The 22,578-nt window shown below is 60.9% G+C and carries 24 protein-coding genes; 18 read left to right on the plus strand and 6 right to left on the minus strand.

The window, feature by feature from the left end; genetic code table 11:
* Positions 1–156 precede the first annotated feature (156 nt).
* From cbiE to H8711_RS03815, 12 genes are read left to right on the plus strand one after another with little or no spacing between them, the layout of a single operon-like run.
* Entirely contained in the window at positions 157–1,386 is a 1,230-nt protein-coding gene (gene cbiE / locus H8711_RS03760; protein WP_249282201.1) for a precorrin-6y C5,15-methyltransferase (decarboxylating) subunit CbiE, read from the plus strand.
* The gene (locus tag H8711_RS03765; protein ID WP_343274212.1) at positions 1,373–2,758 is read left to right on the plus strand and encodes a cobyrinic acid a,c-diamide synthase CobB; all 1,386 of its coding nucleotides are present in this window, start codon (positions 1,373–1,375) and stop codon (positions 2,756–2,758) included. Before cbiE ends, H8711_RS03765 begins: the two co-directional genes overlap by 14 nt.
* Positions 2,755–3,813, plus strand: a complete 1,059-nt coding sequence (gene cobT / locus H8711_RS03770; protein ID WP_249282202.1) for a nicotinate-nucleotide--dimethylbenzimidazole phosphoribosyltransferase — start codon at positions 2,755–2,757, stop codon at positions 3,811–3,813. Before H8711_RS03765 ends, cobT begins: the two co-directional genes overlap by 4 nt.
* Positions 3,814–3,825: 12 nt before the next feature.
* On the plus strand, positions 3,826–4,353 hold the full coding sequence (locus tag H8711_RS03775) for a bifunctional adenosylcobinamide kinase/adenosylcobinamide-phosphate guanylyltransferase (protein ID WP_249282203.1): 528 nt from the start codon (positions 3,826–3,828) through the stop codon (positions 4,351–4,353).
* Entirely contained in the window at positions 4,350–5,123 is a 774-nt protein-coding gene (locus tag H8711_RS03780) for an adenosylcobinamide-GDP ribazoletransferase (protein WP_249282204.1), read from the plus strand. The genes H8711_RS03775 and H8711_RS03780 overlap by 4 nt, the downstream gene beginning before the upstream one ends.
* A gap of 24 nt (positions 5,124–5,147) precedes the next feature.
* The gene (locus H8711_RS03785) at positions 5,148–5,540 is read left to right on the plus strand and encodes a bifunctional adenosylcobinamide kinase/adenosylcobinamide-phosphate guanylyltransferase (protein WP_249282205.1); all 393 of its coding nucleotides are present in this window, start codon (positions 5,148–5,150) and stop codon (positions 5,538–5,540) included.
* The gene (locus H8711_RS03790; protein ID WP_249282206.1) at positions 5,537–6,142 is read left to right on the plus strand and encodes a histidine phosphatase family protein; all 606 of its coding nucleotides are present in this window, start codon (positions 5,537–5,539) and stop codon (positions 6,140–6,142) included. Before H8711_RS03785 ends, H8711_RS03790 begins: the two co-directional genes overlap by 4 nt.
* Positions 6,139–7,116, plus strand: a complete 978-nt coding sequence (gene cbiB / locus H8711_RS03795; protein WP_249282207.1) for an adenosylcobinamide-phosphate synthase CbiB — start codon at positions 6,139–6,141, stop codon at positions 7,114–7,116. The genes H8711_RS03790 and cbiB overlap by 4 nt, the downstream gene beginning before the upstream one ends.
* Before the next feature lie 15 nt (positions 7,117–7,131).
* Complete coding sequence (locus tag H8711_RS03800; protein ID WP_249282208.1) at positions 7,132–8,187, plus strand: pyridoxal phosphate-dependent aminotransferase; 1,056 nt, start codon at positions 7,132–7,134, stop codon at positions 8,185–8,187.
* Positions 8,184–9,320: an alkaline phosphatase family protein gene (locus tag H8711_RS03805; RefSeq protein WP_249282209.1), complete on the plus strand. Its 1,137-nt coding sequence runs from the start codon at positions 8,184–8,186 to the stop codon at positions 9,318–9,320. The genes H8711_RS03800 and H8711_RS03805 overlap by 4 nt, the downstream gene beginning before the upstream one ends.
* Positions 9,302–10,813 (plus strand): cobyric acid synthase, encoded by a 1,512-nt coding sequence (locus tag H8711_RS03810; protein ID WP_249282210.1) that lies wholly within the window; start codon positions 9,302–9,304, stop codon positions 10,811–10,813. The genes H8711_RS03805 and H8711_RS03810 overlap by 19 nt, the downstream gene beginning before the upstream one ends.
* A gap of 30 nt (positions 10,814–10,843) precedes the next feature.
* Positions 10,844–11,482 (plus strand): precorrin-8X methylmutase, encoded by a 639-nt coding sequence (locus tag H8711_RS03815; protein WP_249282211.1) that lies wholly within the window; start codon positions 10,844–10,846, stop codon positions 11,480–11,482.
* Positions 11,483–11,537: 55 nt separating this feature from the next.
* Here the strand turns inward: H8711_RS03815 and H8711_RS03820 are convergent, their stop codons facing one another.
* Entirely contained in the window at positions 11,538–12,881 is a 1,344-nt protein-coding gene (locus H8711_RS03820) for an MATE family efflux transporter (protein WP_249282212.1), read from the minus strand.
* A gap of 169 nt (positions 12,882–13,050) precedes the next feature.
* Between H8711_RS03820 and H8711_RS03825 the strand changes: the two genes are divergently transcribed.
* Entirely contained in the window at positions 13,051–14,094 is a 1,044-nt protein-coding gene (locus H8711_RS03825) for a DNA adenine methylase (RefSeq protein ID WP_249282213.1), read from the plus strand.
* A 49-nt stretch (positions 14,095–14,143) separates the two neighbouring features.
* Here the strand turns inward: H8711_RS03825 and H8711_RS03830 are convergent, their stop codons facing one another.
* Positions 14,144–15,049 carry a radical SAM protein gene (locus H8711_RS03830; RefSeq protein ID WP_249282214.1) on the minus strand — a complete coding sequence of 302 codons (906 nt, stop codon included), beginning with the start codon at positions 15,047–15,049 and terminating at the stop codon, positions 14,144–14,146.
* A 17-nt stretch (positions 15,050–15,066) separates the two neighbouring features.
* Entirely contained in the window at positions 15,067–15,285 is a 219-nt protein-coding gene (locus H8711_RS03835; RefSeq protein WP_249282215.1) for a helix-turn-helix domain-containing protein, read from the minus strand.
* Between the two features lie 64 nt (positions 15,286–15,349).
* Between H8711_RS03835 and H8711_RS03840 the strand changes: the two genes are divergently transcribed.
* The 5 genes from H8711_RS03840 to ispF all read left to right on the plus strand — a co-directional run bounded on the left by H8711_RS03840 (position 15,350) and on the right by ispF (position 18,946).
* The gene (locus tag H8711_RS03840; RefSeq protein ID WP_249282216.1) at positions 15,350–15,664 is read left to right on the plus strand and encodes a DUF6809 family protein; all 315 of its coding nucleotides are present in this window, start codon (positions 15,350–15,352) and stop codon (positions 15,662–15,664) included.
* 42 nt (positions 15,665–15,706) lie between these two features.
* Positions 15,707–16,186, plus strand: coding sequence for a Cys-tRNA(Pro) deacylase (gene ybaK, locus H8711_RS03845; RefSeq protein ID WP_249282217.1), 480 nt, complete (start codon positions 15,707–15,709; stop codon positions 16,184–16,186).
* A gap of 93 nt (positions 16,187–16,279) precedes the next feature.
* Positions 16,280–17,740 (plus strand): S1C family serine protease, encoded by a 1,461-nt coding sequence (locus tag H8711_RS03850; protein ID WP_249282218.1) that lies wholly within the window; start codon positions 16,280–16,282, stop codon positions 17,738–17,740.
* A 13-nt stretch (positions 17,741–17,753) separates the two neighbouring features.
* Positions 17,754–18,470, plus strand: a complete 717-nt coding sequence (gene ispD, locus H8711_RS03855) for a 2-C-methyl-D-erythritol 4-phosphate cytidylyltransferase (RefSeq protein WP_249282219.1) — start codon at positions 17,754–17,756, stop codon at positions 18,468–18,470.
* Positions 18,467–18,946: a 2-C-methyl-D-erythritol 2,4-cyclodiphosphate synthase gene (ispF, locus tag H8711_RS03860; RefSeq protein ID WP_249282220.1), complete on the plus strand. Its 480-nt coding sequence runs from the start codon at positions 18,467–18,469 to the stop codon at positions 18,944–18,946. Before ispD ends, ispF begins: the two co-directional genes overlap by 4 nt.
* 61 nt (positions 18,947–19,007) lie before the next feature.
* On the opposite strand, the gene H8711_RS03865 is transcribed toward ispF, so the two are convergent.
* Genes H8711_RS03865 through H8711_RS03875 form a run of 3 tightly spaced genes read right to left on the minus strand, consistent with a single transcriptional unit; the run spans position 19,008 to position 22,455 of the window.
* On the minus strand, positions 19,008–21,053 hold the full coding sequence (locus H8711_RS03865; RefSeq protein WP_249282276.1) for a carbohydrate-binding domain-containing protein: 2,046 nt from the start codon (positions 21,051–21,053) through the stop codon (positions 19,008–19,010).
* A gap of 15 nt (positions 21,054–21,068) precedes the next feature.
* Positions 21,069–21,746, minus strand: a complete 678-nt coding sequence (locus tag H8711_RS03870; RefSeq protein ID WP_343252367.1) for a DUF4956 domain-containing protein — start codon at positions 21,744–21,746, stop codon at positions 21,069–21,071.
* Positions 21,739–22,455: a polyphosphate polymerase domain-containing protein gene (locus tag H8711_RS03875; protein WP_249282221.1), complete on the minus strand. Its 717-nt coding sequence runs from the start codon at positions 22,453–22,455 to the stop codon at positions 21,739–21,741. Before H8711_RS03875 ends, H8711_RS03870 begins: the two co-directional genes overlap by 8 nt.
* Positions 22,456–22,578: the final 123 nt, after the last annotated feature.

Genomic DNA, 22,578 nt, shown 5'->3' on the forward strand with positions numbered 1-22,578 from the left:
GTGGAGAGCAGCCATTTTTTCGCGCATCTGGCCGTTCCGCGGGCTGAGCGCCGTGATCCCCTTGTCCGCGGCGGACGGAGCCGCCATAGGGGCGTTACTTGATAGATTCTCAGGGCGAAACCAGAAATAAAACACAGTGCGACAGGAGGCGAGCGAATGAAGCTACAGATTGTGGGCGTGGGGATGGGCAACCCGGATACCCTCACGCGGCAGGCCGAGCGGGCGATTGCGCAGAGCGACTGCCTCATCGGCGCGCAGAGAATGCTGGAGGCATTTAAAGATTTTGCGGCGGCGCGCTTCGCCTCCTGTTCGCCCACAGAGATTTTAGAGCATTTGCGCCGGCACCCGGAGTATCGGACGGCGACGGTTTTGATGAGCGGCGACGTTGGATTTTACAGCGGTGCGAAGGGCTTATGCAGCCTGATTGAGCGGGAGGCGTCTGGAGAATTTGAGGTTGTGCGCATCCCGGGCGTTTCCAGTGTGCAGTATTTCTGCGCCCTGCTGCAAACCTCGTGGGACGATGCGAAGCTGCTCAGTCTCCACGGACGGAAGCAGGATCTGCTGGGCGCGGTGATGACTTACCCAAAGGTGTTTTTGCTCACGGGCGGGGAGAACACACCGCGTGCTGTGTGCGGGCGCTTGACCGAATGGGGCTTGGGAGATGTGCGCATTTGGGTGGGGGAATGGCTTTCCTATCCGGACGAGGCGGTCATCCAAGGCAGCGCACGGGAGCTCGCGGAGCGCGATTTTGCGCCGCTTTCGGTGATGCTTATGTGCAATCCCTTGGCGCAGACCCCGCCGCCCACCCACGGCCTGCCGGATGGGACGTTCCTGCGCGGAGGCGCGCCCATGACCAAATCGGAGGTGCGCGCGGTTTCCATCGCACAGCTCCGCCTCCACCGCGGCGACGTGGTGTGGGACGTGGGCGCGGGGACCGGGTCGGTCTGTTGTGAGATCGCCCGCGTCCTGCCCGATGGTGCGGTCTACGCGGTGGAGCGGGATGCAGAAGCGCTGGAGCTGCTGCGGCAAAACCGGCAGCGGATGAGCCTGTACAACCTGCACATCGCTGCGGGCGAGGCCCCCGGCGCGCTCGAAACTCTGCCAACGCCCGACGCGGTGTTTATCGGCGGCTCGGGCGGCGGCATGGCAGAAATCATCGCTTGTATTTTAAAAAAGAACTCCGCCGCTCGCATCGTCGCCAACGCAATCACTCTGGAGACGGTGGCTGAGGTGCTCGATTCATTCAGACGCTTCGCGCTGCCTCATCAAGAGGTATTGCAGCTGACATCGGCGCGGGCGCACACAGCGGGCAACAAACACATGATGATGGGGCAAAACCCAATCTGGATTCTCAGCGGGGGAGGGCGGCCGGATGATGCAGGGTAACCCTCCCCGTCTCCTGCTGGCTGCGGCCAACAGCGGCGCGGGAAAAACCACCGCGACCTGCGCGCTCTTGCAGGCGTTTGCAGACCGCGGCGAGCGGTTGGCGTCCTTTAAGTGCGGGCCGGATTACATCGATCCCATGTTTCACAGCGAGGTGATCGGGGCAAAGAGCCGCAACCTCGACCTGTTTTTCTATGGGGAGGATACCGCCCGCTTTCTTTTGTGCAAAAATTCGGCCGACTGCACCCTTTCCATCCTCGAAGGCGTGATGGGATTTTACGACGGGGTGGGCGGCACCTCCACCCGGGCGAGCAGCTATGACCTGGCGCGCGTCACCCGAACCCCGGTGGTGCTGGTGGTGAACGCGCGCGGCTTGTCGCTGTCTGCGGCGGCTCTGGTCAAAGGCTTGGCGGAGTTTCGGCCGGACAGCAACGTATGCGCGGTGCTGCTCAACCGCTGCTCCCCCATGACCTACCCGATGCTCAAGCAGGCGATCGAGTACGAGACGGGTATTCCGGTAGCGGGATATCTGCCGGAGATGGCGGATTGCTCGCTGGAAAGCAGGCATCTGGGGCTGATTACCGCGGCCGAGGTACAAAACCTGCGTGAAAAGCTGCAAACGCTCGCACGGCAAGCGGAGCGGAGCGTCGATCTCGGCCTTCTGCTGCGTCTCGCCCACAGCGCCCCGGAGCTGGAGTTTTCTCCGCCGCCTTTGCCGGCAGGGTTGCCTGGTAAGGGGGTGCGAATCGCGGTGGCTCAGGATCGGGCGTTCTGCTTTTATTACGAGGATTCCCTCGACCTGCTGCGCGAGCTCGGGGCGGAGCTTATCCCGTTCAGCCCTTTGGCGGATGCTGCTATCCCCGCTGAAACCGATGGTCTGCTGCTCGGCGGCGGGTACCCGGAGATCTATGCAAAGACCCTCTCCCAAAACTGCGGGATGCTGCAAAGCGTCCGTGAGGCGGTGGCTGGCGGGCTGCCCACTATCGCCGAGTGCGGAGGATTTCTGTATCTGCACCGTGAGATGGAGGGCGAAGACGGCGTCGACTACCCTATGGTTGGGGTGATCGACGCCCGATGCTGGAACGCGCGCAAGCTCTGTAGGTTCGGCTACGCCGAATTGACAGCGCAAAGCGACGGCCTGCTCTGCCGCAGAGGGGAGCGATTCCATGCTCATGAATTCCACTATTGGGACAGCGAACAAAACGGCGATTGTTTCGAAGCCGTGAAGGTATCCGGTCGCCGGTGGCGCTGCGTGCACAGCGCACCGGCTCTCTACGCGGGTTTCCCTCATCTGCACTTTTATTCCAACCCTGGAATGGCTGTCCGGTATCTGGAGCAATGCCAACTTTATCGAAAAGGATATGACCGACCATGAACTTGCAGGATAAAATCGCGCAGATCGAACCCATCGACCAGTCGGCTGTAGAGCGGTCCTGGCGGCGTTGGGACAGTATCGCCAAGCCGCTGCGCAGCCTGGGGCTGCTGGAACAGGCCGTAACCCGGATCGCGGGGATGAGACGGGAACCGGAAGTGACCATCGAAAAGCCCTGTGTGGTGGCGATGTGTGCGGACAACGGCGTGGTGGACGAGGGGGTAACCCAGACCTCGCGGGATGTCACCGCTGTGGTCACTAAAAATTTCACTACCGGCGCGACCAGCGTGTGCAGCATGGCGCGCGTGGCCGGCATTCCGGTGGTTCCGGTGGATATCGGCGTGGCCTGCGACATAGAGGCAGATGGGTTGATCCGGAAAAAGATCGCCTATGGAACCCAAAACATGGCGCAGGGACCGGCGATGACCCGCGACCAGGCGGTCGCCGCCATCGAGGTGGGGATCGATATCACACTCGATCTCGCCCGACAGGGGTACGACCTGTTCGCCACCGGCGAAATGGGTATCGGTAACACCACCACCAGCAGCGCGATGGCGGCGGTACTGCTCCATCGGAGCGTCAGCGAGGTCACTGGGCGCGGCGCGGGCCTTACCTCCGAGGGGGTGAGGCACAAGATCGCCGTGATCCGCCGCGCTATCGCCGTCAACCAGCCCGATCCGGATGACCCGCTCGATGTGCTCGCCAAGGTGGGGGGATTCGATATCGCAGGCCTCGTCGGGGTATACTTGGGCGGGGCGCTCGCCCACCGGCCGGTGTTGATCGATGGGTTTATCTCTTCAGTCGCCGCCCTGTGTGCGGTGCGTCTGTGTCCGGCTGCGGCGGGTTATCTGCTGCCGTCGCATGTCTCCGATGAGCCGGCGGGAGCGCTGGTGTTGGAAGAGTTGGGCCTCAAACCGTTTTTGACCTGCGGCATGTGCCTCGGCGAAGGCACCGGCGCGGTAGCGGCTATCCCAATTTTGCGGATGGCGTGCGCGGTTTACAACGACATGAGCACCTTTGCTGAGGTGGAAATTGAAGAATATAAACATCTGAAGTGAGGCGATGGCGATATGCTCACGTTGGTGACTGGGGGAGCAGCGAGCGGAAAAAGTGAATATGCCGAGGGCTTAACGCTCCTGTCTCCCGGCCGTCGCTATTATCTCGCCACCATGCGCCCCTGCGGCCCCGCCGATCCGGAATTTGCCGCAAGGGTGGCCCGGCACCGCGCCCTGCGTGCAGGCAAGGGATTTCAAACAATCGAATGCCCGACTGAGCTTCGCAATGTGGCCTTGCCGGGAGGTTCCGCCGTGCTGCTGGAATGCCTCTCCAACCTTGCGGCCAACGAGCTGTTCGGCGGGGCGGGAGAAGACGCCGAGCGGGAAATCCTCGCAGGTATCGATGCGCTTTGCCACCGGGCGCGCGATGTGATCGTCGTGTCCAACGAGATTTTTTCCGACGGCGTCGCCTACGATTCCGGCACCGAGCGGTATCTCGACCTACTCGGCCGCCTCAACCGGGAGATTGCGCGGCGGGCTAGACGGGTGGTCGAAGTGGTCTGCGGCATTCCGATCTATCACAAGGGAGGCCCCCACGAATGAAGCTTTGGCAATCCTGTGTCATCTCTTTTTCGATGTATTCCAAGATTCCCATGCCTCGCGTCGATTGGACGCCGGAGGGCATGAAGTATGCGATCTGCTTTTTTCCATTGGTGGGCGCGGCTTGCGGCGGTGCGCTGTGGATGTGGAGTCTGCTGAGCGGCTGGCTGGGCGTCGCGCCTTCCGGCATCCTGTGGGCGGCGGTGTGCGCCCTGCTGCCGCTACTGGTCACCGGTGGCATCCATCTCGACGGATTCTGCGATACGGTGGACGCGCTCTCCTCCCACCGGGAAACGGCACGGCGGCTGGAAATTCTCAAGGACCCCCACATCGGCGCGTTCGGCGTGATGGGCTGTGTCGCCTATCTGTTGCTGTCGTTTGCGCTGTGGACCCAGCCTGCGGTGTCGGAGCACCTTTTAACGGTTGGGATCGGATATCTACTGTCGCGCAGTTTCAGCGGCCTTTCGGTCGTGAGCTTCCGCGGCGCCAAAAAGGAGGGTACCTTGGCGGCGTTTTCGAGCGGCGCGCAGAAAAACGTGGCGCGCGGCGTGTTGGGTGCGTCCGCGGTATTCTGCGCTGCGGCGATGGTGTGGAGCTCACCGGTTGCGGGAACAGCCTCAGTGGCGGCGGCCCTGTTGGCCTTCGCGGTTTACCGTGTGGTTTCTTACAAACAATTTGGCGGCATCACGGGCGACCTGGCGGGGTGGTTCCTGTGCCTCTGTGAGCTCGCCATACTGGCCGCTGTGGTGCTGGCCAGTCCCTTGTACCACTAATTTGCTGGAATCGGAGGATAAAAAATGCGGTTGATCGTCGGCGGCGCCCATCAGGGCAAGCTCGCCTATGCGCTGGAACAGACCGGGCTGAGCGCAGCCCAGGTGGTGGATGGAGCGGAGTGCGACCTCTCCGATGTCGGGCGGATCGCGCTGTTCACCCATTTTCATCTCGCTGTGCGCAGGTTGTTGCAGGCAGGCGAAAATCCGATGCAGTTTGTAGAACGGCTGCTTGCGTGCAACCCTGATATCGTCATCCTTGCCGACGAGGTCGGCTGCGGGGTGGTGCCCCTCTCCCGCGAGGAGCGTGACTGGCGGGAAGCGGCGGGGCGCGCCTGCTGCGAATTGGCGCGCCGCGCCAGCCGCGTCGACCGCGTGTTTTGCGGCATCGCTGTCACGATCAAGGGGGCGACAAAATGAACATCGCTTTCCTTCGCCACGGCAAAACCCAAGGCAACCTGGAGCACCGCTATGTGGGCTCCACCGATTATCCCCTCTGCGGGGAGGGCGTCGAGGAGCTGCGCGCCCTGCTCGGAAAGGGGATCTATCCGGATGCGGAGCATCTGTATGTCAGCCCGCTGCTGCGTTGCCGCGAGACCGGCAGCCTGCTCTATCCGGGCGTGCCGTCCACCCTGTTGGACAGGCTACGCGAGCAGCACTACGGGGAGTTTGAAAACAAAAGCTATTCTGAGTTGAAACATGACCCGGCCTTTCGTGCGTGGATCGACGCGGAAGGCGGACAGCCACCCCCCGGCGGAGAGAGCCCCGAGGCATTCGCGGAGCGCACGGGCGCGGCGCTGGACTGGCTGCTGCGCGACGCCCGGGAAAAGGGATACGGCAGCATCGCGGTTGTCACCCACGGCGGGGTGATGATGTCGCTGTTCAGCCGGTATGCGCGCCCCGTCCGGGATTTTTACGGTTGGCAGGCGGGTAACGGGCGGGGATTCTTGTTCAAACCCACAGCGGCGGACCGGACGCTCACGCTGCTTAAGACGATCGATTGTGAGGAAGTTGTGCTATGACGCTTTCGCTATTGGCGCTGTGCCTCGGCTGTGCGCTGGATTTGCTGCTGGGGGATCCGCACTGGATGCCCCATCCGGTGCGGCTGATCGGCGGCCTGATTGAAAAAACCGAACGGCTGGTGCGGTCACATTGTAGCGAAGAACCCGCATCCCTCCGCCGGGGCGGGGCAGTCACGGCTTTGGTTGTTCTGGTGCTCTCTACCTTAACGCCTCTGCTGCTGCTTCTGGCGGCACAGCGGATCAGCCCCTGGCTGCGCTTCGCGCTGGAAACGCTGATGTGTTATCAGATTTTGGCGGCAAGGTCGCTATATGATGAGAGCATGAAGGTCTGCCGCGCCCTCCGGGATGGCGACCTCGTGGAAGCACGTCGGGCGGTTTCCATGATTGTGGGGCGCGACACCGATGCGCTCACCGCAGAGGGAGTGGCCAAAGCGGCCGTGGAAACAGTGGCGGAGAACACCTCAGATGGGGTGGTGGCCCCGCTCCTGTTTTTGGCGCTGGGGGGGCCTGTGCTGGGTTTCTGCTATAAGGCGGTCAACACGATGGATTCGATGCTCGGTTACAAAAACGACCGGTATCTCCACTTCGGCAGATTTGCGGCCAAGCTGGACGACGCTGTCAATTTTGTCCCTGCGCGCCTGGCCGCTTGGGCGATGATCGCCAGCGCCTATCTGCTCGGATTTGACGGGAAAAATGCGCGAAAAATCTACCGGCGCGACCGCCGCAACCACGCGAGCCCCAACAGCGCGCAGACCGAGAGCGTCTGTGCTGGGGCCCTGCGGGTACAGTTGGCGGGCGACGCCTATTACTTCGGCAAGCTCTGTAAAAAGCCCACGATCGGCGACAGCTTGAGCGCGGTTTCCTGCGAGATGATCCCCGCGGCAAACCGCCTGATGTTTGGCTCTGCGCTGTTTACCCTCGCGGGCGGCGTGTTGTTCCGTTTGGCGGCGATGGCAATTGTGGTATTGTTTTAGAAAGGAGGGATTGCGATGATCGAGCTGATCCACGGCGGGGATATTTACTCCGCCCATGAGAGAGGGCTGGAGGCGGTTCTCGATTTTTCCGCCAACATCAACCCTCTGGGGATGCCGGATGGGGTCAGAGAGGCGCTTGCCTCCGGCCTCGGTTCCTGCGAGGCCTATCCCGATCCCCTCTGCCGCGCGCTTACCGCGGCGTTGTCGCAGAGCCTTTCGCAGCCTGCGGAACGAATACTCTGCGGCAATGGCGCGTCCGACTTGATCTACCGCCTAGTGCAAGCGCTGTGTCCCAAGACGGCGCTGGTGCTCGCCCCTTGTTTTGAGGAATACGAGCAGGCGCTTTCCTCTGTGGGCTGCACAGTGCGCCGCCACCTTTTGCGCGAGGAGGAGGACTTCCGCCTCACCGAACGCATATTGGGCGATCTGACGGAGGAGATCGATCTGTTCTTTCTCTGCAATCCGAACAATCCCACCGGCCAGACGGTCGATCAAGGTCTGCTGCGCCGGATTTTGCAACACTGCCGTGAGCGGGGGATCGTCCTCGCATTGGACGAATGCTTCAACGACTTTTTAGACAATCCCGAGGCTCACACCATGCGGGATTCCCTTGCGCAAAACGACAACTTGATCCTTTTTTATGCCTTCACCAAGATGTACGCCATCCCGGGGCTGCGGTTGGGCTACTGCCTGTGCGCCGACCGCGGCCTGTTGGAACGGATGTACCACTGCGCCTCCCCCTGGAACGTATCCGCACCGGCCCAATTGGCGGGCATCCAGGCGCTGCGCGAGGAGGATTACCGCCGTCGTACCGCGGCGCTCATCCGTTCTGAACGGGCTTTCCTGAGGGAGGGGCTCGCAAAACTGGGCTGCACCGTCTATGGTTCCCATGCCAACTACCTGTTTTTCCGCCCGCATGTCCCCCATCTGCGCGAAAGATTGGAGCCCCGCGGCATCCTGCTGCGGGATTGCGGAAACTTCAAGGGTCTGTCCGGCGAGTTTTGCCGCATCGCAGTGAGGGGGCGGACGGACAACGAGGCGCTGCTGGCGGCGATGGGGGAACTGACATGACCCCGATGCTGTTGGTGATTCTGGACGGGCTGACCGACGAACCGTCGCCGCTGGGAACCCCGCTGGAGACCGCCGCTTGCCCCGCGCTTGGCCGAATCCGGCGGGACGGCGCGTATGGGACGCTGCTCACTGCGCCTGCGGGCCTGCCGGTGGATAGCCTCACCTGCATCTCCACACTGCTGGGGGTGCCGCGCGACCGAATTCCGGTCGGCCGCGCCTATTTGGAGGCGCTGTCCTGCGGTGTGCCGGTGGGGAAGGCGGACGCGGTCTGCCGCTGCAATCTGGTCACAGTGGAAGATGGCCGGCTGGTAAGCTCCTGCGCCGGGGACTGGGACAGGGCGCAGATGCAATGCTACTATCGCTCGGTTTTTCCGAGGATTGAAAGGGAGAGCGGGTTTCGATTGTTCCCGATGGGGGGATACAAAAATCTCTTGGTTGCACAAAGCGGCACGCAAGGATTAAAAGGACTTGTCGCTGTGCCGCCGCATGAACGGATCGGGCAGAAGGTGGATTCTCTCCTACCGCATGGCACGCCGTTGGCCGCGCAGTTGGCGGGTTTGGCGCGCCGCAGCCGGGCGGTGGACGCGGGTAAAACGGTGCGAGAGCATATGCTGTTCCCTTGGGATGCGACCGCTCCGCAGTCGTTCCCCAACTTTGCATCGCTGCACGGACTGCGCGCGGCAGCGGTGTGCGCTACCGAAATTGTGCGCGGAATCGCCATCGCCATGGGCCTGCGGGTGGTCACGCCGGACGGAGCTACCGGAGAAGCCGACACCGATTTAGCGGCAAAAGCGACGGCGGCGCTGCAGCTCTTGTCGGAATACGATCTGGTGCTGGTGCATGTCAACGGTGCGGACGAGCTATCTCACCGGCGTGACGCGGCGGGAAAAACCGCGTTCTTGTCCCGCGTAGACCGCGATTTGATCGCACCGCTTCTGTGGCATGCTCCGCCCAAAACGCGCATGTTGGTCTGTTCCGACCACGCCACCAGCGTCCGGACGGGAAAGCACCTCGCCCTGCCTCAGCCGTTTTGGCTTTGGGGTGCACAGATTCGAGGCGCCCTCGGTCCGTTTGCAGGCGATAGAGCGGTACAACTTTTGAAAGGAATGATCGAATGGCCAAGGCAATTATGATCCAGGGTACCACCTCCAATGCCGGCAAAAGTCTCTTGGCGGCCGCGCTCTGCCGCATCTTCCGGCAGGACGGCTACTCGGTGGCTCCCTTTAAGTCGCAGAACATGGCGCTCAATTCGTTTATTACCGCCGACGGCCTGGAGATGGGCCGCGCGCAGGTGATGCAGGCCGAGGCCGCCGGAATCGAACCGGACGTGCGCATGAACCCGATCCTGCTCAAGCCTCAAAGCGACACCGGCTCACAGGTGATCGTCAACGGAGAGGTTTGGGGCTGTATGGGGGCGGCGGAATACTATGAGAAAAAGCGCGAGCTCATCCCCCACATCCGCCGCGCCTATGACGAGCTTGCAGCGCAGTACGATATCATCGTGTTGGAGGGGGCGGGCAGCCCGGCGGAGATCAACCTGAAGGAAAACGACATCGTCAACATGGGTATGGCCAAGCTGGCGGGCGCGCCGGTGCTGCTGTGCGGCGACATCGACCGGGGCGGGGTATTTGCTGCGCTGGTGGGCACCCTGATGCTGCTGGATGATGACGAACGCGCCTTGGTCAAGGGGACGATCATCAATAAATTTCGGGGCGACCGGGAGATTCTACGGCCGGGGCTCGAGATGTTAGAAAAGATCACGCATACCCCGGTGCTGGGCGTGGTGCCCTATCTGCGGGTGGATATCGACGACGAGGACAGCCTATCCGACCGGTTTTCGCGCACGAGCGCGCCTGCGCCGGTTGAAGTTGCCGTCATCCGCCTGCCGCGAATTTCCAACGCCACCGATTTCAACGTCCTGGATTACCAGCCCGGGCTTTCCGTGCGGTATGTCACCACTGTAGCGCAGTTGGGCAACCCCGATTTGGTGATCCTGCCCGGCACCAAAAACACCATGGAGGATCTGCTGTGGCTGCGCCAATGCGGCCTGGAGGCGGCGATTCAGAAGCACGCCGCGCACGGCGGGGCGGTGTTCGGCATTTGCGGAGGCTATCAGATGCTGGGGGAGGAGCTGTGCGATCCGGATGGCGTGGAGCACGGCGGCAGCATGGCGGGCATGGGGCTTTTGCCCGTGCGCACCATCTTTGAAACCCACAAGGCGCGCACCCGCGCGGCTGGAAAGGTGGGGCAGGTGAAGGGCCCGCTGGATAGTCTTTCGGGTGCAAGGTTCGAGGGTTATGAGATTCACATGGGCCGCACCGAGCGCAGGGCGGGCTGCGCGCCGCTCAACCTCGTTGAGCAGGTGGGGGGCGAGGCGGCTGATCTGCTCGACGGCGCTTGGAGCGGCAGCGTCTACGGCAGCTACATGCACGGTTTTTTCGACAGCGAGGAGGTGGCGGGCGCGCTGGTGCGCTCGCTGTGCCGCGCCAAAGGGTTGGATTGCGACCCTGCTGCGACGGTCGATCTCGCATCATACAAACAGACCCAGTACGACCTGTTGGCCCGCGCGGTGCGCGAATCGTTGGAGATGGATCGGATCTACGGGATACTGGAACGCGGTGTATGACCACATCGCGTGGGCGGAGAGGAGTCAAATATGAAGGTACAACTGCAAAAGGTGCTGCCCGCTGAGATCGAGCGGCGCAGCTTTGAAATCATCGGCGAGGAGCTGGGCGGCATCAAACTGCCGGCCGACCAGGAGGCGGTCGTCAAGCGGGTGATCCACACCACAGCCGATTTTGACTACGCCCGCACCCTGTGCTTTTCGGATGGGGCCGTGGAACAGGGGATCGCGGCGCTGCGGGAGGGCGCTCGCATCGTGACCGACACGCAGATGGCACGGGCTGGGATCAGCAAGCCGACCCTTTCCGTGCTGGGGGGAGAGGCGCTTTGCTATATGGCCGACGAGGAGGTCGCGCGCGCCGCCAAGGAGAACGGCACCACCCGCGCCGTCGCCAGCATGGAGAAGGCCGCTGTTCTTGACGGGCCGCTGATCTTTGCCATCGGCAATGCGCCCACCGCGCTGGTGCGGCTGTATGAGCTGATCCTGGAGGGAAAGGTAGCCCCGCGCCTGGTGATCGGCGTGCCGGTTGGGTTTGTCAACGTGGTCGAATCCAAGGAACTCATCCGGGAATCGGGTGTGCCCTACATCGTGGCGCGCGGACGCAAGGGCGGCAGCAACGTGGCGGCAGCCATCTGCAACGCCTTACTTTATCAAGCAAAACCGCGGGAATAAGTCAAAAAACGGGAGGAAGCCGGTCGGCTTCCTCCCGTTTTTTGATTGGGCATCCTCAGCGCGTCACACAGCGAATCCAGTTTGTGCCGCGCAAGCGCATCAGGCAGAACATTGTTTTCAAAGGGTAATCCAGTTTTAAAATCAAAAATACCACGATTGGGGGAAGGTGAAACAAAAAAGCAGCCAGCGCGCCGAACGGGATAGCGAACCAAAGGCAGCCGATATCCACCAGCGCGGCAAACCGTGTGTCGCCCGCGCCCCGAAAGATGCCGGTGATCAAGGGGTTGGCGTAGGCGGTGAAAAAGATCGAGAAGGCATATGCGATCATCAGTTGATTGGCAAAGGCGAGGGTCTCAGGCTCGATGTTGTAGATCGCAAGCACCGGATTTTTGAGCAGAAGCAGCAGACCAGCCGATGCGATGCCCAGCACAAAGTAGATGCGTTTGAACCGTTTGACACACTCGAGTAGATATGGGATGTCGCCCGACCCGATGATATTGCCGGTCATCACCGCTGTGGCGCTGCCGACGCCAAAGATAAAGGAGGTGGCGAGCTGGTAGACCACGCTGCAAATGCTGTTGGCAGCCACCACCGTGGCGCTGATATGCCCGAGGATGACCGAATGCAGCGAGATGCCGACTGCCCAAAAAAATTCGTTGAGCATCACCGGCAGGCCGTAGTGGATCATATCGTGGATCAGATCGCGATCGTTTTGCAGAAAGGTGCGCAGGCGGTAGTGTATCTTCTTCTCAAAGAAAAGGAGGTACACCAGCAGGATCACACATTCGGTAGCGCGGGCGATCACCGTGCCGACCGCGGCGCCGGTCACACCCAGCTCGGGCGCGCCCATGCGGCCGAAGATGAAGCAGTAGTTGAAGAAAACGTTGACGCAAAAGGAGATGGAGTAGATCAAAACAGAGATGTTTACGGTGCCCACGCTGCGCAGCACCATCAAAAAGGTGGCGCTGATGCCGCCGGTGGTGTAGGAGAGCGCGACTACGCGCAGGTAGTGGATGCCCGCCTCGATCACCGCAGCGTCCGGGGAAAAGATGCGCATAATCTGCCCAGGGAACAACATGACAACGGCGGAAAACAGCAGAGAAAAGGCGGTGATGATCTTGACGGCCAGGCCGGTGATCTTTTGGATCGCCTCGGCGTCTTTTTTGCCCCAGTATTGGCTGGCAAGCACGATTGCGCCGCTCGATACACCGAAGCAGACCACGTTAAAGATAAAGAACATCTGATTGGCCAGCGCTGCGGCCGAAAGCGCCACCTCGCCCAGCTTCCCCAGCATCACGGTGTCCATCAGGTTGACGCTGAAGGAGATCAGGTTTTGCAGGGCGATCGGCAGGGCGATGGCGCAGACTGATGTATAGAATTTTTTGTCGATACAGCTCAATTTCGTATCCTCCTCGCAATAGCCATTTATTATAGCATTGCTGTCAAAAAAGATCAAGCTAATATTTCTTTCGCTTTTTTTCGTGCCTCGTTGCCATTTGGCACGGAATTGTTGTATAATAGAAATCACGAGTTTTTTTGACATTATTAGGATGGACGAGGATGTTATTATGAATTACATTGGCTCCAAGCTCACGTTGATCGACTTTTTGGTCGAGACGATCTGGGAGACCTTGTCGCAAAATGGCGACAACCGCAGGCCGCAGGAACTGCAATTTGCCGACCTGTTTGCGGGTACCGGCGTGGTATCGGTGGCCGCCAAGGAGATGGGATGCAATGTGATTTCAAATGATCTGCAATATTACAGCTACGTCCTCTGCCGCCATTTGGTCCAGGGTGGCGCAGCGCTGACCAAGCAGCAGGGCCAGTTGCTGTGCGACCAACTGTTTGCAACTCCGCCCGAGGAAGGCTTTATCTACCGCAACTACAGCGCAGGCGGTACCGCGGGCAGCCAGCATCCGCGGTGCTATTTTTCCGATTTCAACGCGGCCAAGTGCGATGGAATGCGCACTGAGCTGGAGCGTCTGCGTGAGAAAGAGGAAGTCAGCATGGAGGAGTATTATTTTCTGCTGGCCAGCCTCATCACTTCGGTCGACCGCTACGCCAACACCGCGTCGGTTTACGGGGCGTTTCTCAAAACCCTGAAAAAGACGGCGCAGAAGGATCTCGTACTCACTCCCATGCCGATTATCCACGGGTCTGCGAATTATCAGGTGTACAACGCCGACGCAAACGCATTGCTGAAACATCTGTCTGGTGATATCCTTTATGTCGATCCGCCGTACAATGTGCGGCAATACAGCTCCAACTATCACCTGCTCGAGACGATCGCCCGCTGGGATTTCCCGGTGATCGGCGGCAAAACGGGCGTGCGCAAGGTGCGGCAAAAGAGCGAATTTTGCTCCTACCGCTATGCGGAACGCGCGATGGAGGAGCTGATCTCCCAGGCGAATTACCGCTACATCTTCCTGAGCTACAACAACGAGGGGCTTCTCCCGCTGGAAAAGATCGAGGAGATCATGAGCCGCTATGGGTACTACAGCGCCGTAACGCAGCGTTACCGCCGCTTCAAGGCGGACAGCGATGAGAACCGCTGCCACAAGGGGCGCGCGACCACGGAATACCTGCACATATTAATCAAGGACTCTGTTTGAGGAAACGAAAAACGCCCCGTCGGGAGGAAACTCGCCGGCAGGGCGCATTTTATTGGCTGCGGGCCGGTTCCACCCCTGTGAGGTCGAACGGCGGGATGTACCGGCTGCTTGCGGATTCGGGTTCCTGGACGAATCCATCCTCGATGCCGCTGTAAAAGAGGTACTGCTCCACACGTTCGCGCTCTTCCTGCGTGATCGGCCGGTCGATTTCAGGGTACTCTGCGGCGCGCCCGCAGGGGATGTACTGGCTCATCAGGCTGAACAGTACCTTGCCGCGGCGGAAGTGGCCGGCTACCCAGTCGATCACATCAAAGGAGTTTTCCACATGATTGGGAAGGATGAGGTGGCGGATGACCACACCTTTTTGCAGGATACCGTCCTCGTCCATCTCCCACGGGCCGACCTGGCGGTACATCTCCTGGATGGCCGCAGTCGCGGTCTCGAAGTAGCGCTTCGCGTTGGAATAGCGCAGCGCGAGGGGGTCGTTGGCGTACTTGAGGTCGGGCAGGTAGATTTGCACTTTGCCCTCCAGCAGGCGGAGCGACTCCACGCGCTCGTAGCCGTTGCTGTTGTAGACCACCGGCACAGGGGGCGGCGGGGTCAGGCTCTCAGCGACAGCCTCGATAAAATGGGTGGGGGTGACCAGGTTGATGTTGTGCGCGCCCTGGCTCGCCAATTCGCGGTAGATTTCCCGCAGGCGCTCCACCGGGATTTCGCGTCCGAAGCCCCCGGCGCTGATCTCGTGATTTTGGCAGAAGCAGCAGCGCAGGTTGCAGCCGCTGAAAAATACCGTGCCGCTGCCGCGCGTCCCGCTGATGCAGGGTTCTTCCCAGGCATGCAGCCCGGCGCGCGCCACCACAGGGCGGCGGCCGACGCCGCAGAACCCCGCCGCGCCGCCCTGGGACGGCGCGCGCTCTACGCCGCAGCGGCGGGGGCAGAGATTGCAGATGCTCATATTGGATTCCCCTCGGTTCATCGGTTGATTTTAGGGTTGTTGGTTCGGCCGAGGATGTAGTCGGTCGAGACGCCGTAGTAGTCGGCTAACTGGATCAAGAGCTCGCTCGAAATATCTCGTTCGCCCGATTCGTAGCGCTGGTATTGCGGCTGTTTCATTTGTAACAGATCCGCAAGTTGCCGCTGAGTGAGATCGCGATCTTCGCGCAGGTCGCGTAACCGTCTATAATGGCTCATATGCTGCCCTCCTGATAACCAAACGATTATATTGACATTGTAACGCAAGGGTGCTATATTATGCTTGGCTGATAACCAAATGATTATCGAGGTGATTATAATGAAGTCGATTTTGGAGGAAATCTATTTCGGGGAGTGGCAGCCGGGCGAAGCGGTCACGCTCAAAGACGGCACCATCCAGGCTTTGGAACAGAGCGAAAAGTGGCTGATGGAGCACTTGGGCAGGGAGGAGCGCGGTTACCTTTTGGAGCTGCTCGACGCCCAAAGCAGCGAAACAGGAGAGGTCGCGGTGGAAAATTTTATCAGCGGGTTCCGAGCGGGCGCGCGGCTGATGCTGGAAATTTTCCCGGATGCGTGCTACAATGGGGAACAGATTTGAAAGAGGCCGCGCCTCAAACCGCGCGGCGGAAGGGAGCCTGCTATGGCCGAGACAAAAACCAATGTGATGCGCATTTTAGAAAGGGCGAAAATTCCGTACACCGCCCACGCCTATGACCACGGCGACGGGTTGATCGACGGGGTGAGCGTCGCCCAAAAGCTGGGCCAGGACCCGGCGGCGGTCTTTAAAACGCTGGTGACCAGGGGGGCGAGCGGGGCTTACCACGTCTTTGTCATCCCGGTGGCAAAGGAGCTCAACCTGAAAAAGGGCGCAAAGGCTGCGGGGGAAAAGTCGGTCGAGATGATCCACGTGAGCGAGATCAACAAGGTCACCGGCTATATCCGGGGCGGATGCTCCCCGGTCGGAATGAAAAAACAGTACGCCACCCTGTTTGATTCCTCCGCCCTGGCACAGGAGCACATCATGGTGAGCGCGGGTAAGATCGGCCATCAGGTGGAGCTGGAGCCGAAGGCCTTGGCCGATTTGGTGGGCGGCGGTTTTGCATCCCTCACCGACGAATGAGGGATGCAAAACCGCGCTTTTTTGCTTGTGCTTTCGTGTGAGATAGGGTATCATAGAAAATAATAACGCATGGAAACCAAAGGGGGAGACGGTATGTCAGAACAGCCAGAAAACAACTTTGAAGAGATTTCGCCGGAGCAGTCGGTCGATCGGGAGCCCGCCGTACCGCAGCAGCGGATGGAGGGGTCCCAGCAGGGCAGGCCTCAGCCGTCTCCATCTGAATCAGTCCCGCACCCGTCGCGCCGCCAACGCAAAAAGCGCGGCGCGTTCCAGGTGTTCGGGGTGGTTATCGGGCTGTTGGTCGGCCTCAGCCTGGCTGCGTTTGCAGCGATCGGGGTGATGACCACCCTCAACCTGCTGCCATCTCAAAATATGCCCGCGCCAATGCCCAGCGCGACCGACCCCAGCTCCCTGCCGCAGAATGTCAACCCGGATTATCCGGGGATGGAGCTCAACAACAAGCCGCAGGCCGCGCCCTCAGACGGAGAGTTCACCACTGAGCAGGCGGTGGAGAAGGCATCCCCCAGCGTGGTTACCATCCAGGTGACCGCGAATCTGATGGGCGTCACCTACCATGGCTTGGGCAGCGGCGTCGTCATCGACGAGGAGGGCTATATCATCACCAATGCGCATGTGGTGGAATATGCGCGGAACATCAAGGTCATCCTCAACGGCGAGGAGGAGGAGCTCCCCGCGACGCTGGTTGGAATCGACCGCCGCACCGATCTCGCCGTGATCCAGCTCACCCAGGAGGAAGGGGAGGAGCCCCGCACTCTCGTGCCCGCTGAGCTGGGCAATTCGGATGAAGTCAAGCTGGGCGAGAAGATTCTCATCATCGGTACTCCGCAGGATATCGACCTGGCGGGTTCGGTATCGCAGGGGATCATCTCCGGCGTCAACCGCTCCCTCACGTCGGCCACCACCCACTACACCGGCCTCATCCAGGTGGACGCCGCGATCAATCCCGGCAACTCGGGCGGCGCGCTGATCAACAGCTTCGGTCAGGTGATCGGCATCAACTCGGCCAAATATATCGATGTCAGCTCGGAGGGCTTGGGCTTTGCCATCTCGATCAATTCCGCCAAGCCGATCATCGACGAGCTCATCCGGGAGGGCAAGATCACCAGCCGCGTCTGCCTGGGCTTTACCGCATATGAGGTCACCGAGGAGATGGCCCGCCGCGATCGGATGCCGATGGGGCTCTATGTCGAATCCCTGCGCCGCGGCAGCGACCTCATCAATAAGGGCGTGCTGGAGGGCGATGTGATCACCGAGATCGACGGCGCACCGGTCACCACCTTCGAGGAGGTCAAGACGGCGATCGAGGGCAAGCTGGCGGGCGAGGTGGTCACGATCAAGCTCAACCGTTACAATGTCGAGACCAACGAGGACGAGGATATGGAGTTCACGGTGGCCTTGATGCAGGATATCGATGAGACGACCGATTACAGTGAGATGTTTCCGGACGACGGCTCGGACGATGAAACCAGCCGGCCGGATGTTCCGCCCGAGGTGGAAAACCTCAGCAGCAAGATCGAATGCCGGGCCATGTGAAGGGAGGAAAGCGATGTTCGAGCGGAAAAAGCGGCCGTTTGTCTCCGCGGTGATTGTGGCCGCGGGCGATGCCAGCCGCATGGAGGGGATCGACAAGCAGCTCCTGGATATCGGCGGCGTGCCGGTGGTGATTCGGAGCATCCTCGCCTTCGAGCAGTCCCGCAAGGTGGATGAGATCATCGTCGTCACCAAAAAAGAGAGCATCCCGGAGCTCAACCGGCAGGTGCGCGAGTTCGCCTGCGACAAGGTGAAATTCATCGTCAAGGGCGGGGACAGCCGCCAGCAGTCGGTGTTTTGTGGGATTCAATGTGTGGATGAACGCTGCGCCTATGTGGCTGTTCACGACGGTGCGCGGCCGATGGTGCTCACCGATGCGGTGGACGGCTGTATCGACGACGCGGTGGAATACGGCGCGGCGCTGCTCGCTGTCCGTGTGAAGGACACCATCAAGGCGGCGGACGCGCAGAATATGGTGGAACGGACGGTCAGCCGCGACAACCTGTACAGCGCACAGACGCCGCAGATTTTTGAAATTGGCCTGTACCGCCGGGCGATGCAGATGGCGTTGGATCGGGGAACCGATTACACCGACGACTGCCAGCTGGTCGAGGCGGCGGGGCAGAAGGTCTACCTCTCGCAGGGGGATGACAGCAATATCAAGATTACCACGCCGGACGATATCCCCTTTGCGGAGGCGCTGCTGGCGCAGAGGGAGGGGAATTTCCTGTGAGAATCGGACACGGTTACGACGTGCACCGGCTGGTGCCCGGCCGCAAGCTGGTGTTGGGCGGTGTGACGGTTCCGCACGAAACCGGGCTGCTGGGTCATTCGGACGCGGATGTGCTGACCCACGCTGTGATGGACGCGCTGCTGGGCGCGGCGGCGCTGGGCGATATCGGCGGCATGTTCCCCGATACCGACCCCGCCTACGAGGGGGCGGACAGTATTGCGCTGTTGGAAGCGGTGGCCGCCCGGCTGGCGGAAAGTGGCTATGCGGTGGGCAACATCGACTGCACGGTGATCGCTCAGCGCCCCAAGTTGAAGGAGTTTATCCCGCAGATGCGCGCCAACCTGGCCGCCGCATGCGGCATTGCAGAGGGCGCGGTCAACGTGAAGGCGACCACCGAGGAGCGCCTCGGCTTCACCGGCCGCGAGGAGGGTATCGCCGCCCACGCGGTTTGCCTGTTGCTTGAAAAGATTTTATAGACGGTCAAAAACATCCGGACGGCGCACCTGGGCCGTCCGGATGTTTTTTGGTGATCAGTGGTTACCTGCCAGGAGCTGCGGCATCGCCGGGCGCTGCGCCACGTCCAGGCCGTTCCCCATTCGGAAAACCGCCCTGTCCGCGGCCGCCGCCCATCATCCCGCCGCCCATGCTGCCGGTCATGGCGGTGCCGTCCTGCGCCACACGGGTGACCGCTGCGGAGAGGGTGATGTCGCTGAGCTTGGTCCCACCGGAGTAGGCGCTGGCCCCATAGTAACCGCCGTCGGCCTCCCCGTCGCAGCTGCCGCCGGTGGAGAGCTGGTAGCTCGCACCCTGCGTCAGGTCGGGGGTGCTGATGACGATGTTCTGGAACGACTTAGACGGGGCGAAAGTGAGGAGGGTATTGCCTTGTGCATCCGAGAGGTTGACCAATGTTCCAGCCTCCTGCACCTGCGTGAAGTTCACCATCAGGCTGCTTTGGGTGGAGCTGTCGCTCGGCGATTGCGCCATGTCCGCGCTGCCCGCCGCCGCTAGGACTCCTCCGGTGATTTCGCAGACGCCGTCGTAGTCGATCGCACTGTTGCCGCCGCTGGTCGGGCCGTTGATCAGCACTGTACCGCCGTCCAGGTAGAGCGCCCCGTTGGAATCGAGACCGTCTCCCGAGGCGTCCACCAGGACAAAGCCGCTGGTGATTCGGATATAGTTGCCGCTCCCGGTGCGGAAGGTGTCCGTGCGGCCGGTGTTGCCGTCGCTGCCGCCCGCTGCGTTGATACCGTCATCGCTGGCGGTAAGGCGGATATCACCGCCGTTGATCTCGACGGTCGCGCCCTCCAGGCCCTCGTAGGAGGTATTGATCCGGATGGAGCCGCCGTTGATGGCCAGCGCGCCGTCCGCGTGAAAGCCATCGTCGCCGGTGGAGATGGTGAAGTTGCCATCCTCCACGGTCAGGTCGCCGTTGGTGTGCACCGCATCGTCCGCCGCATCAATTGAAAAGCTGCCGCCTGAAATGGTCATACCGGTACCGGACTTGATTCCCTTGTAGCTGTCCGATTGATTGGAGCCGTCCGCTGTGTCGGTTACTGAAAAGGTCACCGCAGTAGGGATAGGTTGCTGTGCCCCGGCGGGCCCGCCCTCAAATTCCGGGGGAGTTCTGCCCCTGTCGTCCCGCATATCGCCCTCCGGCCGGACGCTGGGCCCGCCCATACCGCCGGGATTTTGCCCGAAATCGCCGCCTTGAACCGCTGCATTGGCGCTGCCCCCGCCGGCCACGATGGTGTAGGTGCCGCCAGTCACGGTCAGGGAGGTTTCCGCCTGGATGCCGTCATTGCCTGCGGTGATCTGATAGGTGCCGCCGTCCAGCCTGATCCATCCTTTGGAGGTATCCTCGTCATTGTTGGATTTGATGCCGTCTCCGCCCGACTCGATCGCAAAGCTGCCGTCGACAATCGAGACAGAATCCCTGCCGCGCAAACCGTCGTTTACCGCTTGGACCGAGAGGTTGCCCGCGGTTACGATGAGATTATCCTTGCTGCCGATGCCGTTGTGAAAATTCCCGGTGACTGCCAATTGCCCTTGGCCGGTGATGGTCAGATCGTCTTTGGCAAAGATCGCGGCGTCCGGTTCGTCGCCTCCGTCGGGATAGAGATATTCCGAACCGTCTGTGACAGCGTTCTGGGTGCCTTCCGCCAGGATCAAGACGGTTTTGCCCGCCTGTTTGGCGTAGATGCCGGCGCTGTGAGAGCAGGTGATGGACGCGCCGTTGAGCACCAGACGTACCAGGTCGTCCTTGCCCGCATCCACCACGATCTGCCCGTCGTCGAGCTGGCCGCTGACCTGATAGGTGCCGGCCTGGGTGATGGTGACAGTTGTGCCGCTGACGGAGACGCCGGTTCCCTCCGCGGTCGCTGAAGTACCGTTCAGGGTGATTTTTACAGCGTCCGAAGGGTCCCAGGAGTCGTCGCTGTCTTCGCTGGAAGCAGCGACTGTTTGAACAAGCTCCGCCGGTTGGCTGCCTGCAGAGCTGGGGGCGCTTTCTGCGCAGCCGGACAGGGGAAGGGCGCAGAGAGCCAGCACCAGCAGGACGATGGTGAGTTTGCCGGTATACTTCATCAAAGAATGCCTCCTTTACAGTTCGTCACGTTCACTGGAGAGGCGGCCGCACACGATGTTCAGGTTGCCGTTGCGGCACCGCAGCTCATCCAGGAACTCCTTGTTGATCGATTCGCCCTTGAGCTCGACGAGATAGACGAGCTCGTAAAGGCTGCCCATATTGGTGGTTTTCACACGGATGAGCTCCGCGCGACGGGTATATCTTTCAAACAGGTCGTCAAAAATTCCGTCGTAATCCAGGCTTTCAGGGATAGTGACCTTCAGTTCGCGCTGGGTGTGATCCGGTGCGCCAAAACGTGAAGCGGAAAGCGCCAGCATCGCGCTGCCGACCACAACCAAAAATAGCGTGGCGTAGGCCAGATATCCCATGCCGGTGGCCAACCCGATGGCCATGGCGAAGAAAATGCTGCCGATCTCGCGGGCACTGCCCGGCACCGAGCGGAAGCGCACCAGACTGAACGCGCCCGCCACAGCGACGCCGGCCCCAAGGTTGCCGTTCACCAGCATGATGACGATCTGCACCATGGCGGGCAGCAGCGCCAAGGTGACGACAAAGCTCTTGGTATAGGTGCTGCGGTGCATAAAGATGGCGGAGATGCACACGCCCAGCAGCAGCGAGGTTGCGGTACAGGCCAACATGTTCAGCAGGGTGAGGCCGTTTTGGGTGACACTGGCGAAGATAGAATTAAGCACAGATCATTCCTCCTGTCATGACTTTTTGCAGATGGTTCTGATAACATACCCCATACTTGGAAAAGCTCGTGGGGTAGAGCGCCAGGGAATCAAATAGGCGGCACATCCACAGCGGCATCGCGCCGGGGAGCTTGACTTCCATCAGGGTTGTGCCGCGGTCGAGGATGGGGGCGCCCCAATCGCCCTTATTGAGATCGAGTGAATCGCCGCGCCACCGGATACCGGTGTCGAAGGTGACGCGCAGAGAGGGATTCTCCCGGCCGAACAGGGCCACGCGGTCGTAGGCGATAAACGCCTTGGCAGCCACCGGATACCTGCTGCGGAACCAGTCGATCTCGCTGAGAATTTGATTCGGGAAGGGGCGCTGGCCGATGGCGAGGTAACGCCCCGCCTCCTCCAGCGTCAGGGGGACACGCCGCTTGTAGACCACACCGCGGAACTTCTTCTTCAGCTCCAGAAAAACGGTGCTGTCCGCCTGGGGAATGCCATAGCTGCGCAGCCGCAGTTTCTCCTTATAGATCGGTTTCTCGATCGATGCGCGGATGAGTGTGAACTGGTCGGTGTCGTAATACAGGTTGCAGATGGTGTGTTTTCCATAATCGTCCGGCTGCATTTTGTCACACAGCAGGGGATAGAGCGCCTGATACTGTGCCCAATCGAGCAGGTATTTCTTCTCGTAGCGCTCGAACACAGATTGAATTTGGGCCATATGACAACCTCCCTTTCTGTTGAGATGGATTGACGGGTTCGCCTGTAGGGCGCCGCCCTTCCGATGGTTTTATCATACAGGCTGTTTCTGAAATTAGTCTGAAAAAAGATTTCAGAGTAATTT

Source organism: Ligaoa zhengdingensis (assembly GCF_014384885.1).
In the GTDB taxonomy this organism is placed as follows: domain Bacteria; phylum Bacillota; class Clostridia; order Oscillospirales; family Ruminococcaceae; genus Ligaoa; species Ligaoa zhengdingensis.